Source organism: Xanthobacter oligotrophicus, from assembly GCF_008364685.1.
GTDB classification, from domain to species: domain Bacteria; phylum Pseudomonadota; class Alphaproteobacteria; order Rhizobiales; family Xanthobacteraceae; genus Xanthobacter; species Xanthobacter oligotrophicus.
The window spans coordinates 129,144-143,281 of record NZ_VTTL01000010.1 but is presented as its reverse complement, the minus strand read 5'-3'; the positions used below and the strand labels follow the sequence as shown (position 1 = coordinate 143,281).

10 protein-coding genes are annotated in these 14,138 nt (G+C 68.0%); 7 read left to right on the top strand and 3 right to left on the bottom strand.

Annotated features, from left to right (window positions below; genetic code table 11):
* Positions 1–99 precede the first annotated feature (99 nt).
* Both recG and FZ033_RS17360 read left to right on the top strand, forming a co-directional pair.
* Positions 100–2,193 carry an ATP-dependent DNA helicase RecG gene (gene recG, locus FZ033_RS17365; RefSeq protein WP_149577346.1) on the top strand — a complete coding sequence of 698 codons (2,094 nt, stop codon included), beginning with the start codon at positions 100–102 and terminating at the stop codon, positions 2,191–2,193.
* Between the two features lie 17 nt (positions 2,194–2,210).
* Complete coding sequence (locus FZ033_RS17360) at positions 2,211–2,669, top strand: YbaN family protein (RefSeq protein WP_232847545.1); 459 nt, start codon at positions 2,211–2,213, stop codon at positions 2,667–2,669.
* A gap of 15 nt (positions 2,670–2,684) precedes the next feature.
* On the opposite strand, the gene glmS is transcribed toward FZ033_RS17360, so the two are convergent.
* Both glmS and glmU read right to left on the bottom strand, forming a co-directional pair.
* Complete coding sequence (gene glmS, locus FZ033_RS17355) at positions 2,685–4,508, bottom strand: glutamine--fructose-6-phosphate transaminase (isomerizing) (RefSeq protein WP_149577344.1); 1,824 nt, start codon at positions 4,506–4,508, stop codon at positions 2,685–2,687.
* A 159-nt stretch (positions 4,509–4,667) separates the two neighbouring features.
* Positions 4,668–6,026 carry a bifunctional UDP-N-acetylglucosamine diphosphorylase/glucosamine-1-phosphate N-acetyltransferase GlmU gene (glmU, locus tag FZ033_RS17350; protein WP_149577343.1) on the bottom strand — a complete coding sequence of 453 codons (1,359 nt, stop codon included), beginning with the start codon at positions 6,024–6,026 and terminating at the stop codon, positions 4,668–4,670.
* A gap of 171 nt (positions 6,027–6,197) precedes the next feature.
* Here glmU and FZ033_RS17345 point away from each other — a divergent pair, with 171 nt between their 5' ends.
* Complete coding sequence (locus FZ033_RS17345) at positions 6,198–6,596, top strand: hypothetical protein (RefSeq protein WP_149577342.1); 399 nt, start codon at positions 6,198–6,200, stop codon at positions 6,594–6,596.
* Here the strand turns inward: FZ033_RS17345 and FZ033_RS17340 are convergent.
* Positions 6,556–8,181 carry a glycoside hydrolase family 17 protein gene (locus tag FZ033_RS17340; RefSeq protein ID WP_149577341.1) on the bottom strand — a complete coding sequence of 542 codons (1,626 nt, stop codon included), beginning with the start codon at positions 8,179–8,181 and terminating at the stop codon, positions 6,556–6,558. The two genes, FZ033_RS17345 and FZ033_RS17340, sit on opposite strands and share 41 nt — an antisense overlap.
* 190 nt (positions 8,182–8,371) lie before the next feature.
* On the opposite strand from FZ033_RS17340, the gene FZ033_RS17335 reads away from it, so the two are divergent.
* The 4 genes from FZ033_RS17335 to gltA all read left to right on the top strand — a co-directional run bounded on the left by FZ033_RS17335 (position 8,372) and on the right by gltA (position 14,067).
* Entirely contained in the window at positions 8,372–8,845 is a 474-nt protein-coding gene (locus FZ033_RS17335) for a hypothetical protein (RefSeq protein WP_331251184.1), read from the top strand.
* Positions 8,846–9,080: 235 nt separating this feature from the next.
* The gene (locus FZ033_RS17330; protein ID WP_188079554.1) at positions 9,081–11,795 is read left to right on the top strand and encodes a glycosyltransferase; all 2,715 of its coding nucleotides are present in this window, start codon (positions 9,081–9,083) and stop codon (positions 11,793–11,795) included.
* Between the two features lie 160 nt (positions 11,796–11,955).
* Complete coding sequence (gene mobA, locus FZ033_RS17325; RefSeq protein ID WP_149577339.1) at positions 11,956–12,585, top strand: molybdenum cofactor guanylyltransferase MobA; 630 nt, start codon at positions 11,956–11,958, stop codon at positions 12,583–12,585.
* A gap of 171 nt (positions 12,586–12,756) precedes the next feature.
* Entirely contained in the window at positions 12,757–14,067 is a 1,311-nt protein-coding gene (gene gltA, locus FZ033_RS17320) for a citrate synthase (RefSeq protein WP_012116395.1), read from the top strand.
* The last annotated feature ends 71 nt before the right edge of the window (positions 14,068–14,138 follow it).

Genomic DNA, 14,138 nt, shown 5'->3' with positions numbered 1-14,138 from the left:
TTGAATGTTGATAGATATAGGAGATCGCTTGTGACCTCCAGTTGAAGCGGAGCAGGAGCGGCTTGCACGGCGCAGGCGAACAGGACACCTTCCGCCGCCATGCGCCCGGATGCCCTCCTCCCCCTGTTCGCGCCGCTCACCAGCCTGCCCGGCATCGGCCCCAAGCTGGTGCGGCCCTATGGCCGGCTGCTCGGGCGGGAGATGCCGCGCGTCATTGACCTCTTGTTCCACATGCCGTCCGGCTTCGTGGACCGGCGCGCTCGCCCCACCATCGCCGAGGCTCTCCCCGAGACCGACGTGACGCTGGAGGTGCGGGTGGACTCCCACCAGTCCCCGCCCCCCGGCAGCCGCGCGCCCCACCGCACCTATGTGTCCGACGCCTCCGGCGACATGGTGGTGGTGCATTTCAAGATGGACCCGGCGCGGCTGGAGCACATGCTGCCCGTGGGGCAGACCCGCTGGCTGTGCGGGCGCATCTCGCTCTATGACGGCATGCGGCAGATGACCCATCCCGACCGGGTGCTCGATGCGGCGGGCCTCGCCAAGCTGCCGGCGGTGGAGCAGGTCTATCCGCTGGTGGAGGGCCTAGCCGCCGGCTATGTGCGCCGCGCCATCGAGGCAGCGCTCCAGCGCGTGCCCGAGCTTCCCGAATGGATCCCTCAGGACCTCCTGGCCGAACGCGGCTGGCCCGGCTTCCGGGAAGCCCTCGCCCGCGTGCATCGGCCAGCCAATCCCCATGAGGCGACCCCGGCCGGCGGCCCATGGCGGCGGCTGGCCTTCGACGAATTGTTCGCCCACCAGATCACCCTCGCCCTGCTGCGGGCGCAGGAGGAGAAGGCCGGCGGCCGCGCCACCGTGGGCGACGGGCACATCAGCGCCCAGCTTCTTTCCGCCCTGCCCTTCCGCCTCACCGGTGGGCAGGAGCAGGCAGTGGCGGCCATCCGCGCGGATCTTGCCGCCGATACCCGCATGCTGCGCCTGCTTCAGGGCGACGTGGGCTCCGGCAAGACCGTGGTGGCGCTGATGGCCGCCGCCACCGTGGCCGAGGCCGGCCGCCAGACCGCCCTCATGGCGCCCACCGAAATCCTCGCCCGCCAGCATCACGAGACCATCGCGCCCTTGGCCGAGGCGGCGGGCCTGTCCGTCAGCGTCCTCACCGGGCGGGAGAAGGGGCGCGCGCGCACCGCCGTGCTCACCGAGCTGCAGCATGGCCGCACCGACATCGTCATCGGCACCCATGCCCTTATCCAGGACGACGTGATCTTCCGCGACCTCGCCCTGGTGGTAGTGGACGAGCAGCACCGCTTCGGCGTGGAGCAGCGCCTGACGCTGGCCCGCAAGGGGGAGGCGGTGGACATGCTGGTGATGACCGCCACCCCCATCCCGCGCACCCTGGTCCTGACCCTGTTCGGCGACATGGATTCCAGCGAGCTGCGCGAGAAGCCGCCGGGCCGGCAGGCCATCGATACCCGCGCCATCCCCCTCGACCGGCTGGACGAGGTGGTGGCGGCGGCCGGCCGCGCCTTGTCATCCGGCGCCCGGGCCTACTGGATCTGCCCGCTGGTGGAGGAGACCGACACCTCGGACCTTGCCGCCGCCACCGAGCGCTTCGAGGTGCTGAAATCCATCTTTGGCGACAAGGTGGGGCTGGTGCACGGCCGCATGTCTGGTGCCGCCAAGGACGAGGCCATGGCCCGCTTCGCCTCTGGCGAGACCCGGCTATTGGTCGCCACCACCGTCATCGAGGTGGGGGTGAACGTGCCCGAGGCCACCGTGATGGTCATCGAGCACGCGGAACGCTTCGGCCTCGCCCAGCTCCACCAGTTGCGCGGGCGGGTGGGGCGCGGCGACAAGCCGTCCGTCTGCCTCCTGCTCTATCGCGCGCCGCTGGGGGAGACGGCGAAGGCGCGCCTCGCCATCCTGCGCGAGAGCCAGGACGGCTTCCGCCTCGCAGAGGAGGACCTGCGCCTGCGCGGCGAAGGCGACGTGCTCGGCACCCGGCAGAGCGGCATGCCGGGCTTCCGCACCGCGCGGCTCGAATTCCATTCCGGCGAGGTGGAGGCGGCGCGGGACGCAGCGGCCCAGCGCGTCAAGGCTGATCCGGACCTAGCGGCACTGGAAGCAGCCCCGCTCCACACCCTGCTGCATCTGGCCGAGCGCGATGGGGCCATGCGCTTGCTCTCGGCGGGATGAGGGACCATGGTCCGGCCATGATGCCTGATCCAGACACCTCCGGTGCTCCGCCGCCCTCTGGCCTGCCGCATCACTCGGCAAGCGAGCAATTGGCGGCGCGGCGCTGGTCGCGCGCGGCCATCTACCGAAAGCTGCTGTTTGCGGCGGGCATCATCTTTTTGGTCATCGGCGCCATCGGCATGGTGGTGCCTATGCTGCCGGGCACGGTGTTCCTGATCCTCGCCGCGTGGTGCTTTACGCGCTCCTCGCCACGCTTCGAGGCGTGGCTGTTGAACCACCGCTATCTCGGGCCCGGCGTGGTGCGCTGGCGCGACACCGGCGCCATCCCGCCGGTGGTGAAGCTGTTCGCCCTGGCGAGCTTCGTCGGCACCTTTACCGGCTCATGGTATTTCGGGATGCCGGTGCCGGTGCTGGCGGTGCTGGGGGTCATGTTCACCCTGCTCGCAGTGTTCGTGGCGAGCCGCCCGAACCACTGAGCCTTTCGCCGCCCCCTATTCCACCGTCACCGACTTGGCGAGGTTGCGCGGCTGGTCCACGTCCGTGCCCATGATGACCGCCGTGTGATAGGCGATCAGCTGCACCGGGATGGAATAGACCATGGGGCACACGGTGGAGGGCATCTCCGGCAGGATCAGCTTCTGCACCGCGCCCACGTCCACCGCCGCGGCGCCCCTGGGATCGGTGACGAGGATGATCCGGCCGCCACGCGCCGCCACTTCCTCCATGTTGGAGACGGTCTTGTCGAAGATGCGGTCGTGGGGGGCGATGACCACCACGGGCATCTTCTCGTCGATGAGGGCGATGGGTCCGTGCTTCAGCTCGCCGCCGGCATAGCCCTCGGCGTGGATGTAGGAAATTTCCTTGAGCTTCAGCGCGCCCTCAAGGGCCAGCGGGTAATTGGTGCCGCGGCCGAGATAGAGCACGTCCCGCGCCTTGGCGAGGGTGCGCGCCAGCACCTCGATCTCGGGCGAGAGCTTCAGCGCCTCGGTCATCAGGCGCGGCACCTCCATGAAGGCGCGCACCAGCTTGTGCTCGTCATCCTCGCCCAGCACGCCCTTGGCCCGCCCGAACGCAACGGCGAGGCAGGCCAGCGTCGCCAGCTGGCAGGTGAAGGCCTTGGTGGAGGCGACGCCGATCTCCGGGCCGGCAAGAATGGGCAGCACCACATCCGCCTCGCGGGCGATGGTGGAGGTGGGCACATTCACCACGGCCACCACCTTCTGCCCGCACTCCTTGGCGTAGCGCAGGGAGGCCAGCGTATCCGCCGTCTCGCCCGACTGGGAGATGACGATGGTGATGCCGTCCGGCGTCAGCGGCGTCTCGCGGTAGCGGAATTCGGAGGCGATGTCGGTGGAGACCGGCACCCGCCCGAACCGCTCGAACCAGTATTCCGCCACCGCACCGGCATAGAGCGCCGTGCCGCAGGCGGTGATGGAGATGTTCGTCACCGCCTTGGGATCGAACGGCAGCTCCGGCAGGGTCACGGTCTCGGCAGCGAGGTCCAGATAATGGCCGAAGGTGTGGGAGATGACCTCCGGCTGCTCGTAGATTTCCTTCGCCATGAAGTGGCGATGGTTGCCCTTGTCCACCAGCATGGCGCCGGCGGGCACCTTCTGGATGGTGCGCTCCACCAGCCGCCCGGTCTCGTCGCGGATCTGGACGCCCTCGCGGGTGAGGACGGCCCAGTCGCCCTCCTCCAGATAGGCGATGGTGTCCGTGAACGGGCCGAGCGCGATGGCGTCCGAGCCGAGGAACATCTCCCCCTTGCCGTAGCCGATGGCCAGCGGCGAGCCGCGGCGCGCGCCGATCAACAGGTCAGTCTTGCCGTCGAACAGGAAGGCGAGGGCGAAGGCGCCCTTCAGGCGCGGCAGCACGGCGGCCACCGCCGCCACCGGCTCGCGGCCGGCGAGCAGCTCGCGGTCCACCAGCTGGGCGACGATCTCGGTGTCGGTGTCGCTCTTGAAGCTGACGCCCTGGGCCTCCAGCTCGTGCTTCAGCTCGCGGAAATTCTCGATGATGCCGTTGTGCACCACCGCCACGCGCTTGGTGCCGTGGGGATGGGCGTTGCGCTCGGAGGGCTTGCCGTGGGTGGCCCAGCGGGTGTGGCCGATGCCTGAATGGCCGTTCAGCGGGTGCCTGTCGAGCTTGGTTTCCAGGTGCCTCAGCTTGCCTTCGGCCCGGCACACTTCCAGGTGGCCGTTCTCGAGGGTCGCGATGCCGGTGGAATCATAGCCGCGATATTCGAGGCGGCGGAGCGCCTCCACCACCTTGTCCGCGACAGCGCCCTTCCCGAGAATGCCGACGATGCCGCACATGCACAAAAACTCCGCTCGTTCCGGTCGCCAAAGGTCGGCGCCCGCTTAGGCCCCAAGGTCCACTCCAAAGCTGAATGGACCGTTCCCGCCCGTTCGCTCAAGTCCGGACGGCATCACTTCCGCTTTCGCTTCCTGTCAGGACAGGTCCGAAGAGCAGGCTCACCCCTTCGGTTTGGCAGGGGTCTTGGCGCGGGCGGCGCGGAACTCCCGCGCCCAGCCTTCCTTCACCACCTGCCGGCTGCGGGCGATGGCGAGGGCATCGTCCGGCACATCCGAGGTGATGACGGCGCCGGTGCCGACGAAGGCGCCCTTGCCGATGGTCACGGGCGCGACCAGCGCGGAATTCACGCCGATAAAGGCCCCTGCCCCGATTTCGGTGCGGTACTTACCGAAACCGTCATAATTGCAAGTGATGGTCCCGGCGCCGAGGTTGGCGTCCGCCCCCACGTGGGCATCGCCCACGTAGGACAGGTGGTTCACCTTGGCCCCGCTTTCAATATGGGCGGCCTTGGTCTCCACGAAATTGCCGATGCGCACCCCCGAATCGAGCTGGGTGCCCGGCCGCAACCGCGCATAGGGGCCGATGGTGACCCCCGATTCCAGCCGCGCCCCCTCCAGGTGGCAGAAGGAGTGGATGACCACGTCGTCGCCGACACTCACCCCGGGGCCTAACACCACGTGGGGCTCCACGATCACGTCGCGGCCCAGCACGGTGTCGGCGCACAGGAACACCGTCTCCGGGGCCACCAGCGTGGCGCCGCCAGCCATGGCGGCAAGGCGCAGGCGGCGTTGCAGGATGGCTTCCGCCTCGGCGAGCTGGACCCGGCTATTGACGCCGGCCACCTCGTCCGCCTCGGCGCGGGCGGCCACGGCGGAAAGCCCATCCGCGCGGGCGATTTCCACCGCGTCGGTGAGGTAATATTCGCCCTTGGCATTGGCGTTGCCGATGCGCTCCAGGATGGAGAGGGCCTGGGTGCCGGCCAGCGCCATGAGGCCGGCATTGCAGAAACGAATGGCCTTTTCCGCCGCGCTCGCGTCCTTCTCCTCGCGGATGGCGACAAGCTCTTCGCCGGCCGTCACGAGGCGGCCATAGCCGGTGGGGTCGGCGGGCTCGAAGCCCAGGGCCGCCACCGCCGCGCCGGCCGCAAGCGGCTCCCGCAGCAGGCCGAGGGTTTCCGGCCGCACCAGGGGCGTGTCGGCATAGAGCACCAGCACATCGTCGGCGCCCTTTTCGAGGGCCGTGCGGGCGGCAAGGACGGCATGGGCAGTGCCGAGGCGCTCGGTCTGCTCGAAGACCTCCGCGTCGGGCACGATCTTGCGCACCTCGGCGGCGACATCTTCCCGGCCGGGACCGACCACGACCGCGGTGCGGGTGGCGCCGGCGGCGCGGGTGGCGGCCAGCACGTGGTGCAGCATGGTTCGGCCGGCGACCTTGTGCAGCACCTTCGGCAGCCGCGAGGCCATGCGGGTGCCCTCTCCGGCCGCGAGAACCACAACGAGCAGGCTCCGGTCACTCATTCTCACCCCTCCTCGGCGAAGCGCTGTCCCTTACCCCGGCTCAGCCGCATGCGCCATCCCGCCTTGGCCATCCCGGCTTTGCCGCCCGGCTTGCCACTGGACCCGTCCGGCGCCATTTCATAAGGAGCATGCTCCGTTCCGGTGGCTGAAGAGACTGCGAAGAGACCTTGAATGCCAAACATCCCCTATTCCGAGCGCCCGCTCTTCCGCCCCGGCCCGCACACCCTCAACTGGCTGATCCCCCTGGGCATGGGTGCCGTGGGGTGGGCGCTGTACATGCGCTACATGGTGGTGGAGCCGACGCTCGTCTCCCTCGCCTGCGAGGCGGGGCTGGAAAGCGCCGGCTGCTATGGCCGCGCGGCGGTGCTGGCGCTGTCGCTGTGGAACGTGTTCGGCACGGTGGCGCTGGTGGTGGCGCTGATCCAGCTGATCGCGCCGGGCCTCGCCACCTTTTCGGTGGGGATGGTGTTCTCCGCCTTCGCACTGGTGTTCCACAACGAGGTGGCTGGCGCGCTGGCGGCGATGATGCTCATCCTTTCCTTTGCACGGCCTGGACCCGCCACAGCGTGAAGGAAAGAATGAGGCAGAGCGCGCCGAACCAGGCCGCCTGCCAGTTGGAGAGCGTCTCGTTCAGCGGCACGTAGATGCCCGCCACCAGGAGGCCCCAGGTGGCGATGACCTCGCCGAGGCCCGCCCCGTCCCGCTCGGCGCGGCGCACCAGCATGGGGGCGGCCACCGCCGCCACGATGGCGGTGAGCGGAAACACCGGGAAATCCTTGTAGCGCGGGTCGAACACCAGCTCGAACGCCACCGACCCCACGGCCACGGCGGCGAGGGCCAGCATCAGCGCGGCAGCGATGGCGGCGCCCGATGACACCGCCCAGCGACGGGCATCAAGGGCCACAGAGAACGGCGCCAGCCCCTGGCCCTGCCCGATCACTGCCGGCATCACGATCAGGCTCGCCACCGCCACGGCGAACAGCAGGCCGTTCCGCAGCCAGCCGAAGAAGCCGAGGCTTTCCAGCGGCATGGCGGAAATGGCGGCGCCGAGTGTCGCGCCGCCGAACAGGGCGATTCCCGCCACCGCCAGCCAGTCCCGCGTCTGAAGTTGATCCTCGCGCCTGCGGCCCCCGGCGAAGGCGCTGGCGAACACGCCCGCCACCACCACCAGGCCCACGCCGATGTGCATGCGCCAGCCGGGATAATCCTCCACCGGTTGTCCCCAGGCGAATTTCGGCATGCGCGCGTCGGCGTCGATAATGCCCCAGTGGCCGCCCACGGTGCCCTCGCTGCGCCGCTTCCACGGCTGGTCGAAGGCCTCGATGACGTTGACGCGGTAGCCCTGGCGCTTGGCCAGCGCCACCACGTCGTGCATCACCCGCGCCTGGTTGGAGGGCGATGGCAGCGCCTCCTCGCGCATGCGGCCGGCGCTGGGCCATCCGGTTTCGCCGATCAGGATTTCCTTGCCGGGGAAGGCCTCGGCCATGCGCTGGCGGATCTCGTCCACATGGGGGCCGGCCTCCGAGGCCGAGACCGGCAGGTCCTCCCAATAGGGCAGGATGTGGATGGTGACGAAATCCACGTTCTCGGTGAGGCCCTTGTTGCGCTCCCAGAATTCCCACACGTCGGCATAGGTGACCGGAACCGGGGCCACCTGCCGCTTCACGCTGGCGATGGTGCTGGCGAGTTCCGTGGCGGACATCTCGCCGCGCAGCAGCACCTCATTGCCCACGACCACCGCCTTCACCACGTCCGGGTTTTCCTGGGCAAGGCGGATGCCGGTGTCGAGCTCGACGCGGTTGCGGTCCACGTCCGGCCCCAGCCAGATGCCGAGCAGCATGGTGAGGCCGTGCTTGCGGGCGATGGCCGGCGCCTTGTCGAGCCCCATCTCGATGGAATAGGTGCGCACGCAGGCCGAGATCTTGGCGAGGCGGGCGAAATCCTCGTCGATCTGGGCTTCCGATATCACCAGCCCCTTCTGGAACGGCGACTGGCCGTCACGGAACGGGGCATAGGACACGCACGGCAGCTTCTCGCCCTGTGCCAGCGGCGAGGGTGGCATGGCCACGGGTCGGCCGAGCAGGGTCCAGAGGCCGGCGATGAGGCCGGCCACCACGAGCGCGAGCACCAAGGGCAGCCGCACGGAGGAAGGCATCGAAACTCCAGACGAGACGAGGGACCCCGCCGCCACATAGAGCCTTGCACCGGCGGTGTGAAGCCTTCCCGCAGCCGCGGGCACCGCAGCGGCATGTCCGCTGGCGGGCGCCGTCATGCTGACAAATTCACTCCCTTCTCCTAACGTGTCGCCGCGGTTCTCTCCGCGTCCTTCTGAGAAAATGGCCCTCATGCAACGCTTTCGACTTCCGCTCCTCGCGGCCGCCATCGTCTTCGCCTGCCTTTCGCCGGCCGCCGCCCAGAATCAGCCGGCCGACCAGAAGCCCGCCGCGGAACAGCTGACGCCGGAGCAGAAAGCCGCCGCCGAAGCCCAGCGCCGCTCGGTGGAGGAGTTCACCGAGGCGTCCAAGCTGCCGGGAACCGCCGGCCTGCCGGAATGCGTCTGGACAGGGCGGCGGATCGCCGCACTGCTGTGGCGCGACGACATCGACACCGCCCGCCGCCATCTGGAGATGTACCAGCAGTTCGGCTGCCCCACCGAGCACCTGAAGCTTGCCTTCCGCTGCCTGGTGCGGCAGGGCAACATCGATCCGAAGGCACAGGAGCGGCTCGGCGGCCGGGTGCACCAGTGCTGGGTCAATCCGGACTATATCGCTGCGGCCCCGCAGCCCGCCGCCGCGGCGCCCGCACCGGCGCAACAATAAGACCACCGGGCGATCATGGCGCTGACGCAACGGCGTCCCAGCGGCGCCACGATCGGGATTTATCTCCAACGGTGAGCATGTTAGTGTCTCGACGCAATGCAGCGTAAATTTATCGTTAACGCTGCATTGCCGACCGCGGGGGCAGGTCGAAAGGGTGCCCCGAAGCCATTTCCCGGAACCCTTCGCCGTCAGCCGGCGTTCACGGTTCCACTTCCCCTCTAGGGTGGGCATCGCCATGCGTCCCGGTCTTGCTGCTGCGGCGGCGGTCATTGCGGTTGTGACCTCGATCCACGCCGCAATGTGGCTTTCCCTGCGTCCCGAGGTGAGCGCTCCGAACATCACGGACCGCTTCCAGAGCCTGTCCTTCGCGCCCTTCAGCCGGGACATGAGCCCCGAGGGCGAGGCCCCCACCAATGCGGCGCAGATTCGCTCCGACATGCAGGTGGTGGCGCCCTACACGCGGGGCGTGCGAACCTATTCCTCCACCAACGGCAAGGAACTGATCGCCCCCATCGCCGGCGAACAGGGCATCCGGGTGACCGCCGGCGCGTGGCTGAACCGCCAGAGCGACAAGGACACCGGCGAGATCATCGCCAAGGCCAAGGCCGGCAACGACCGCGAGATCGCGGGCGTGATCGAGGTGGCGCGCCAGAACCGCAACGTGCAGGCCGTGGTCGTCGGCAACGAGACCCTGCTGCGCGGCGACATGAACGACGACGAGCTTGCCGAGCTGATCCGCAGCGTGAAGCGGCAGGTGAACGTGCCGGTGACCTCCGGCGAAATCTGGAACACCTGGCTCGACCACCCGAAGGTTGCCTCCTCGGTGGACTTCATCCTCGCCCACATCCTGCCCTATTGGGAGGACGTGCCGGCGGACAAGGTGGTCGACTACACCATCAACGCCTACAACCGCCTGCGCGCCGCCTATCCCGGCAAGCGCATCGTGATCGGCGAGTTCGGCTGGCCCTCCCACGGCTACAATCGCGGCGCCTCGGTGCCCGATCCGCTGGCCCAGGCCATGATCATTCGCGATTTCGTGGCCCGCGCCGACGCACTGGGCATCGAGTACAACATCATCGAGGCGTTCGACCTGCCCAAGAAGCAGAACGAAGGCTCGGTCGGCCAGTACTGGGGCGTGTTCGATGCCGACCGCGACCTGAAGTTCCCGCTCAGCGGCCCGATCTACGACCACACCTACAACCAGACCACCATCCTGGCGCTGCTGCTGGGCGTGCTGTTCACCCTGCCGCTGCTGCGCATGCGTGAGCTGACCATGTCGCAAGGCCTCGTGCTCGCAGGCGCCGCCAACGGCGTCGCGGCCTGGTTGGCGATGGTGGTGGATTATTGGCTCAACCACTATGTGACCGGCGGCGACTACGTCACCCTGGCACTGAGCGTGGTGATGCTGGTGCCCCTTGTGTTCGTGCTGCTCTACCGCATCGAGGAGATGGCGGCGATCGCCTTCGGCAGCGGCCCCCGCCGCCTGATCGACGCGCAGAAGGCCGTCGTGCCTACGGTGCCCTCGCGCTTCCCCAAGGTCTCCATCCACGTGCCCGCCTATCGCGAGCCGCCGGAGATGCTGAAGCAGACCATCGATGCCCTGGCGGCGCTCGAATATCCCAATTTCGAGGCCATCATCATCATCAACAACACGCCCGACCCGGCGATGGTGGAGCCCGTGCGCGACTATTGCGCGGCGCTGGGCGAGCGCTTCAAGTTCATCAATGCGGAGAAGGTGGCGGGCTTCAAGGCCGGCGCCCTGCGCATCGCGCTCGATGCCACCGCCCCGGACGCCGAGATCATCGGCGTGATCGACGCGGACTATGTGGTGACGCCCGACTGGCTGAAGGAGCTGGTGCCCGTGTTCGACGACCCCACGGTGGGTCTCGTCCAGGCGCCCCAGGACCATCGCGACGCCGACCGCAGCCTGCTGCACGAGGCCATGAACGCGGAATATGCCGGCTTCTTCGACATCGGCATGGTCCAGCGCAACGAGGACGACGCCATCGTGGTGCACGGCACTATGTGCCTCATCCGCCGCGCGGCCATGCTGGAGGCCGGCAACTGGTCGTCCGATACCATCTGCGAGGACACCGACCTCGGCCTGACCATCGCCGAGAACGGCTGGAAGACCCACTATACCCGCAAGCGCTACGGCTATGGCCTGCTGCCCGACTCGTTCGAGGCGTTCAAGAAGCAGCGTCACCGCTGGGCCTACGGCGGCTTCCAGATCATCAAGAAGCATTGGCGCAAGTTTTTGCCCAACCGTTCGCGCCTGACCACGGCCCAGAAGCGCCATTTCGTCCTCGGCTGGATTTCCTGGCTCGGCTCGGAATCGGTAGGCGCGGTGATGGCCATCGCCTCTCTGGCCTTCGTGCCCTTCGTGCTGCTGTTCGGCGTGTCGGTGCCGGCCCACGTGCTGACGCTGCCGATCCTGATCACCTTCCTCGTCTACCTGATGCACTTCGTCAGCCTCTACCGGCTGCGGGTGGAGACCACGCCCATGCGCATGCTGGGCGCGGCGGTGGCGGCGAGCGCGGTGCAGTACACGGTGGCCAAGGCGGTGCTCGACGGATTCCGCTACAAGGACCTCGCCTTCGCCCGCACCGCCAAGGGCAACAACTGGCTCGCCGGTGCGGCCCGGTCCTTCCCGGCCCTGCCGGAGGCGACGCTGGGCGGCCTGCTGCTGGTCGCCGGCATCGCGCTGCTGGTCATCAACAACTGGCCGGGCGTTGCGCTGACCAAGAACGACTGGCGCCATATCCGCGAGATCAACCTCTACGGCATCGCGCTGATGGTGCAGAGCCTGCCCTTCGTCGCCGCCGCCCTCATCGGCGCCTTCGAGCCCTCGCGCTTCAACCAGCTCGCCTTCTGGCGCGCTGTGGGCGCCAAGCTCTCGCTGGCCCCGCGCCGCCCCGGCCTGACGCCCCCGCCCGCCGTGGCGGACTGAGGCTGGCATCGCGCGAGGCCACTCGCCAATCCAAACGCCCGGCACCGTGCCGGGCGTTTTCGTTTCAGGGGCAAGCATTCGGCGACCGGCGCCCGAGGCCGATGGCGCCGTGCAAAGCAGAGGCAATTCCGTCCGAACGTCTTACGCCGTATGAAGGCGCATGAGCCTCTTTCCCCCGCCCCATGCCCTGATCCTCGCCGGCGGCCTCGGCCGGCGGATGGACGCCCCCGCCCACGGCGCGCCGGAAAAGCCGCTGGTGCGGCTCGGCGGCACGCCGCTGATTGCCCACGTGATCGCGCGGCTGCGGCCGCAGGTCGGCGAACTCTGGATCAACGCCAACAGCGACGCGCAAGACTACGCTGGCCTCGGATGCGAACTGGTCCCCGACACCATCGCCGGCCATCCCGGCCCGCTGGCGGGCGTTCTGGCGGGCCTGGAGCGGCTGGCGGCCGAGGATGCACAGGCGAGCCTCCTCACCGTCCCGGCCGACACCCCCTTCCTGCCCGCCGACCTTGCCGCGCGCCTTCAGAAGCGGCAGGCCCAGACGGGGAGCGTGGTCTGCGCCGGGTCGCTCGGGCAGCGCCATCCGGTGATCGCCCTTTGGCCCGCCTCGGCTCGCACCGCGCTGCGGCATAGCCTTGAGGCGGGACGGCTGAAAGTCGGGCTTCTCCTCGACACCCTGAACGCCGTAACAGAGGGGTGGGACAGTGAGCCGGACGACCCCTTCTTCAATGTGAACACACCGGAAGACCTTGCCATTGCAGAGATTCGCCGGACTGCCCGGCAATGAAGCATGGTCACGCTTGCGGCAGGAATGGGGAGGGTTTAGGACTGCACCACGGCAGCTTCGCATTCGCGAAGAGGCCAGAGCGGGGACGGACTTGCCACTCGAGGAACCGGATCGCCACCTCCGGATCCGCGTGGAGATCCGGTTCTTGTCCGCCCAAAGGATGAGGGATCCATGGACGCCACCACCAATACCGGGGCAAAAGCGGCCAAGCTGAGCTTGGGGGAGAAGAGCTGGGACCTGCCGATCCACGGAGGGACCATCGGCCCCGACGTGGTCGATATCTCGAAGCTCTACGGCCAGACCGGGCTGTTCACCTACGACCCCGGCTTTACCTCCACCGCTTCGTGTGAAAGCAAGATCACCTATATCGACGGTGACGAGGGCGTGCTGCTCTATCGCGGCTACCCCATCGAGCAGCTGGCCGAGAACGGCGACTTCCTCGAGACCTGCTATCTCCTGCTCTACGGCGAACTGCCGACCGCGGCCCAGAAGGCCGAGTTCGACCTCTCCGTGACCCGTCACACGATGGTTCACGAGCAGATGACGCGCTTCTTCCAGGGCTTCCGCCGCGATGCCCACCCCATGGCGATCATGGTGGCATCCGTCGGCGCGCTCTCCGCCTTCTATCACGACTCCACTGACATTTCCGACCCCACCCAGCGCCTGATCGCATCGATCCGCATGATCGCGAAGATGCCGACGCTGGCGGCCATGGCCTACAAGTATTCCATCGGCCAGCCGTTCGTTTACCCCAAGAATGAACTCGACTATACGTCGAACTTCCTGAATATGTGCTTCGCCGTTCCGTGCGAGGATTACAAGGTCAACCCCATCCTCGCGAAGGCGATGGATAAGATCTTTATCCTCCACGCCGATCACGAGCAGAACGCCTCCACCTCCACGGTGCGCCTCGCCGGCTCCTCCGGTGCCAATCCCTTCGCCTGCATCGCCGCCGGCATCGCCTGCCTGTGGGGTCCCGCCCATGGCGGCGCCAACGAGGCGGCCCTCAAGATGCTCACCGAGATCGGCCATGTGGACCGCATCCCGGAATACATCAAGCGGTCGAAGGACAAGAACGACCCCTTCCGCCTCATGGGCTTCGGCCACCGGGTCTACAAGAATTACGACCCGCGCGCCAAGATCATGCAGCAGACCTGCCACGAAGTGCTGGGCGAGCTCGGTATCAAGGACGATCCGCTTCTGGACGTGGCCGTCGAACTGGAGCGCATCGCGCTCTCCGACGACTACTTCATCGAGAAGAAGCTCTATCCGAACATCGACTTCTACTCGGGCATCACCCTGAAGGCGATGGGCTTCCCCACCACCATGTTCACCGTGCTGTTCGCCCTGGCGCGCACCGTGGGCTGGATCGGCCAATGGAAGGAGATGATCGAGGATCCGGGCCAGCGCATTGGCCGCCCCCGTCAGCTCTACACCGGCGCCGCCCTGCGCGACTACGTCGCCATGTCCAAGCGCAAGTGATCAAAAGGCCGCCCCTCAAGGTCGGTTGAAATGAGGAAAGCGCGGCCCCGGGGCCGCGCTTTTCGTTTGTG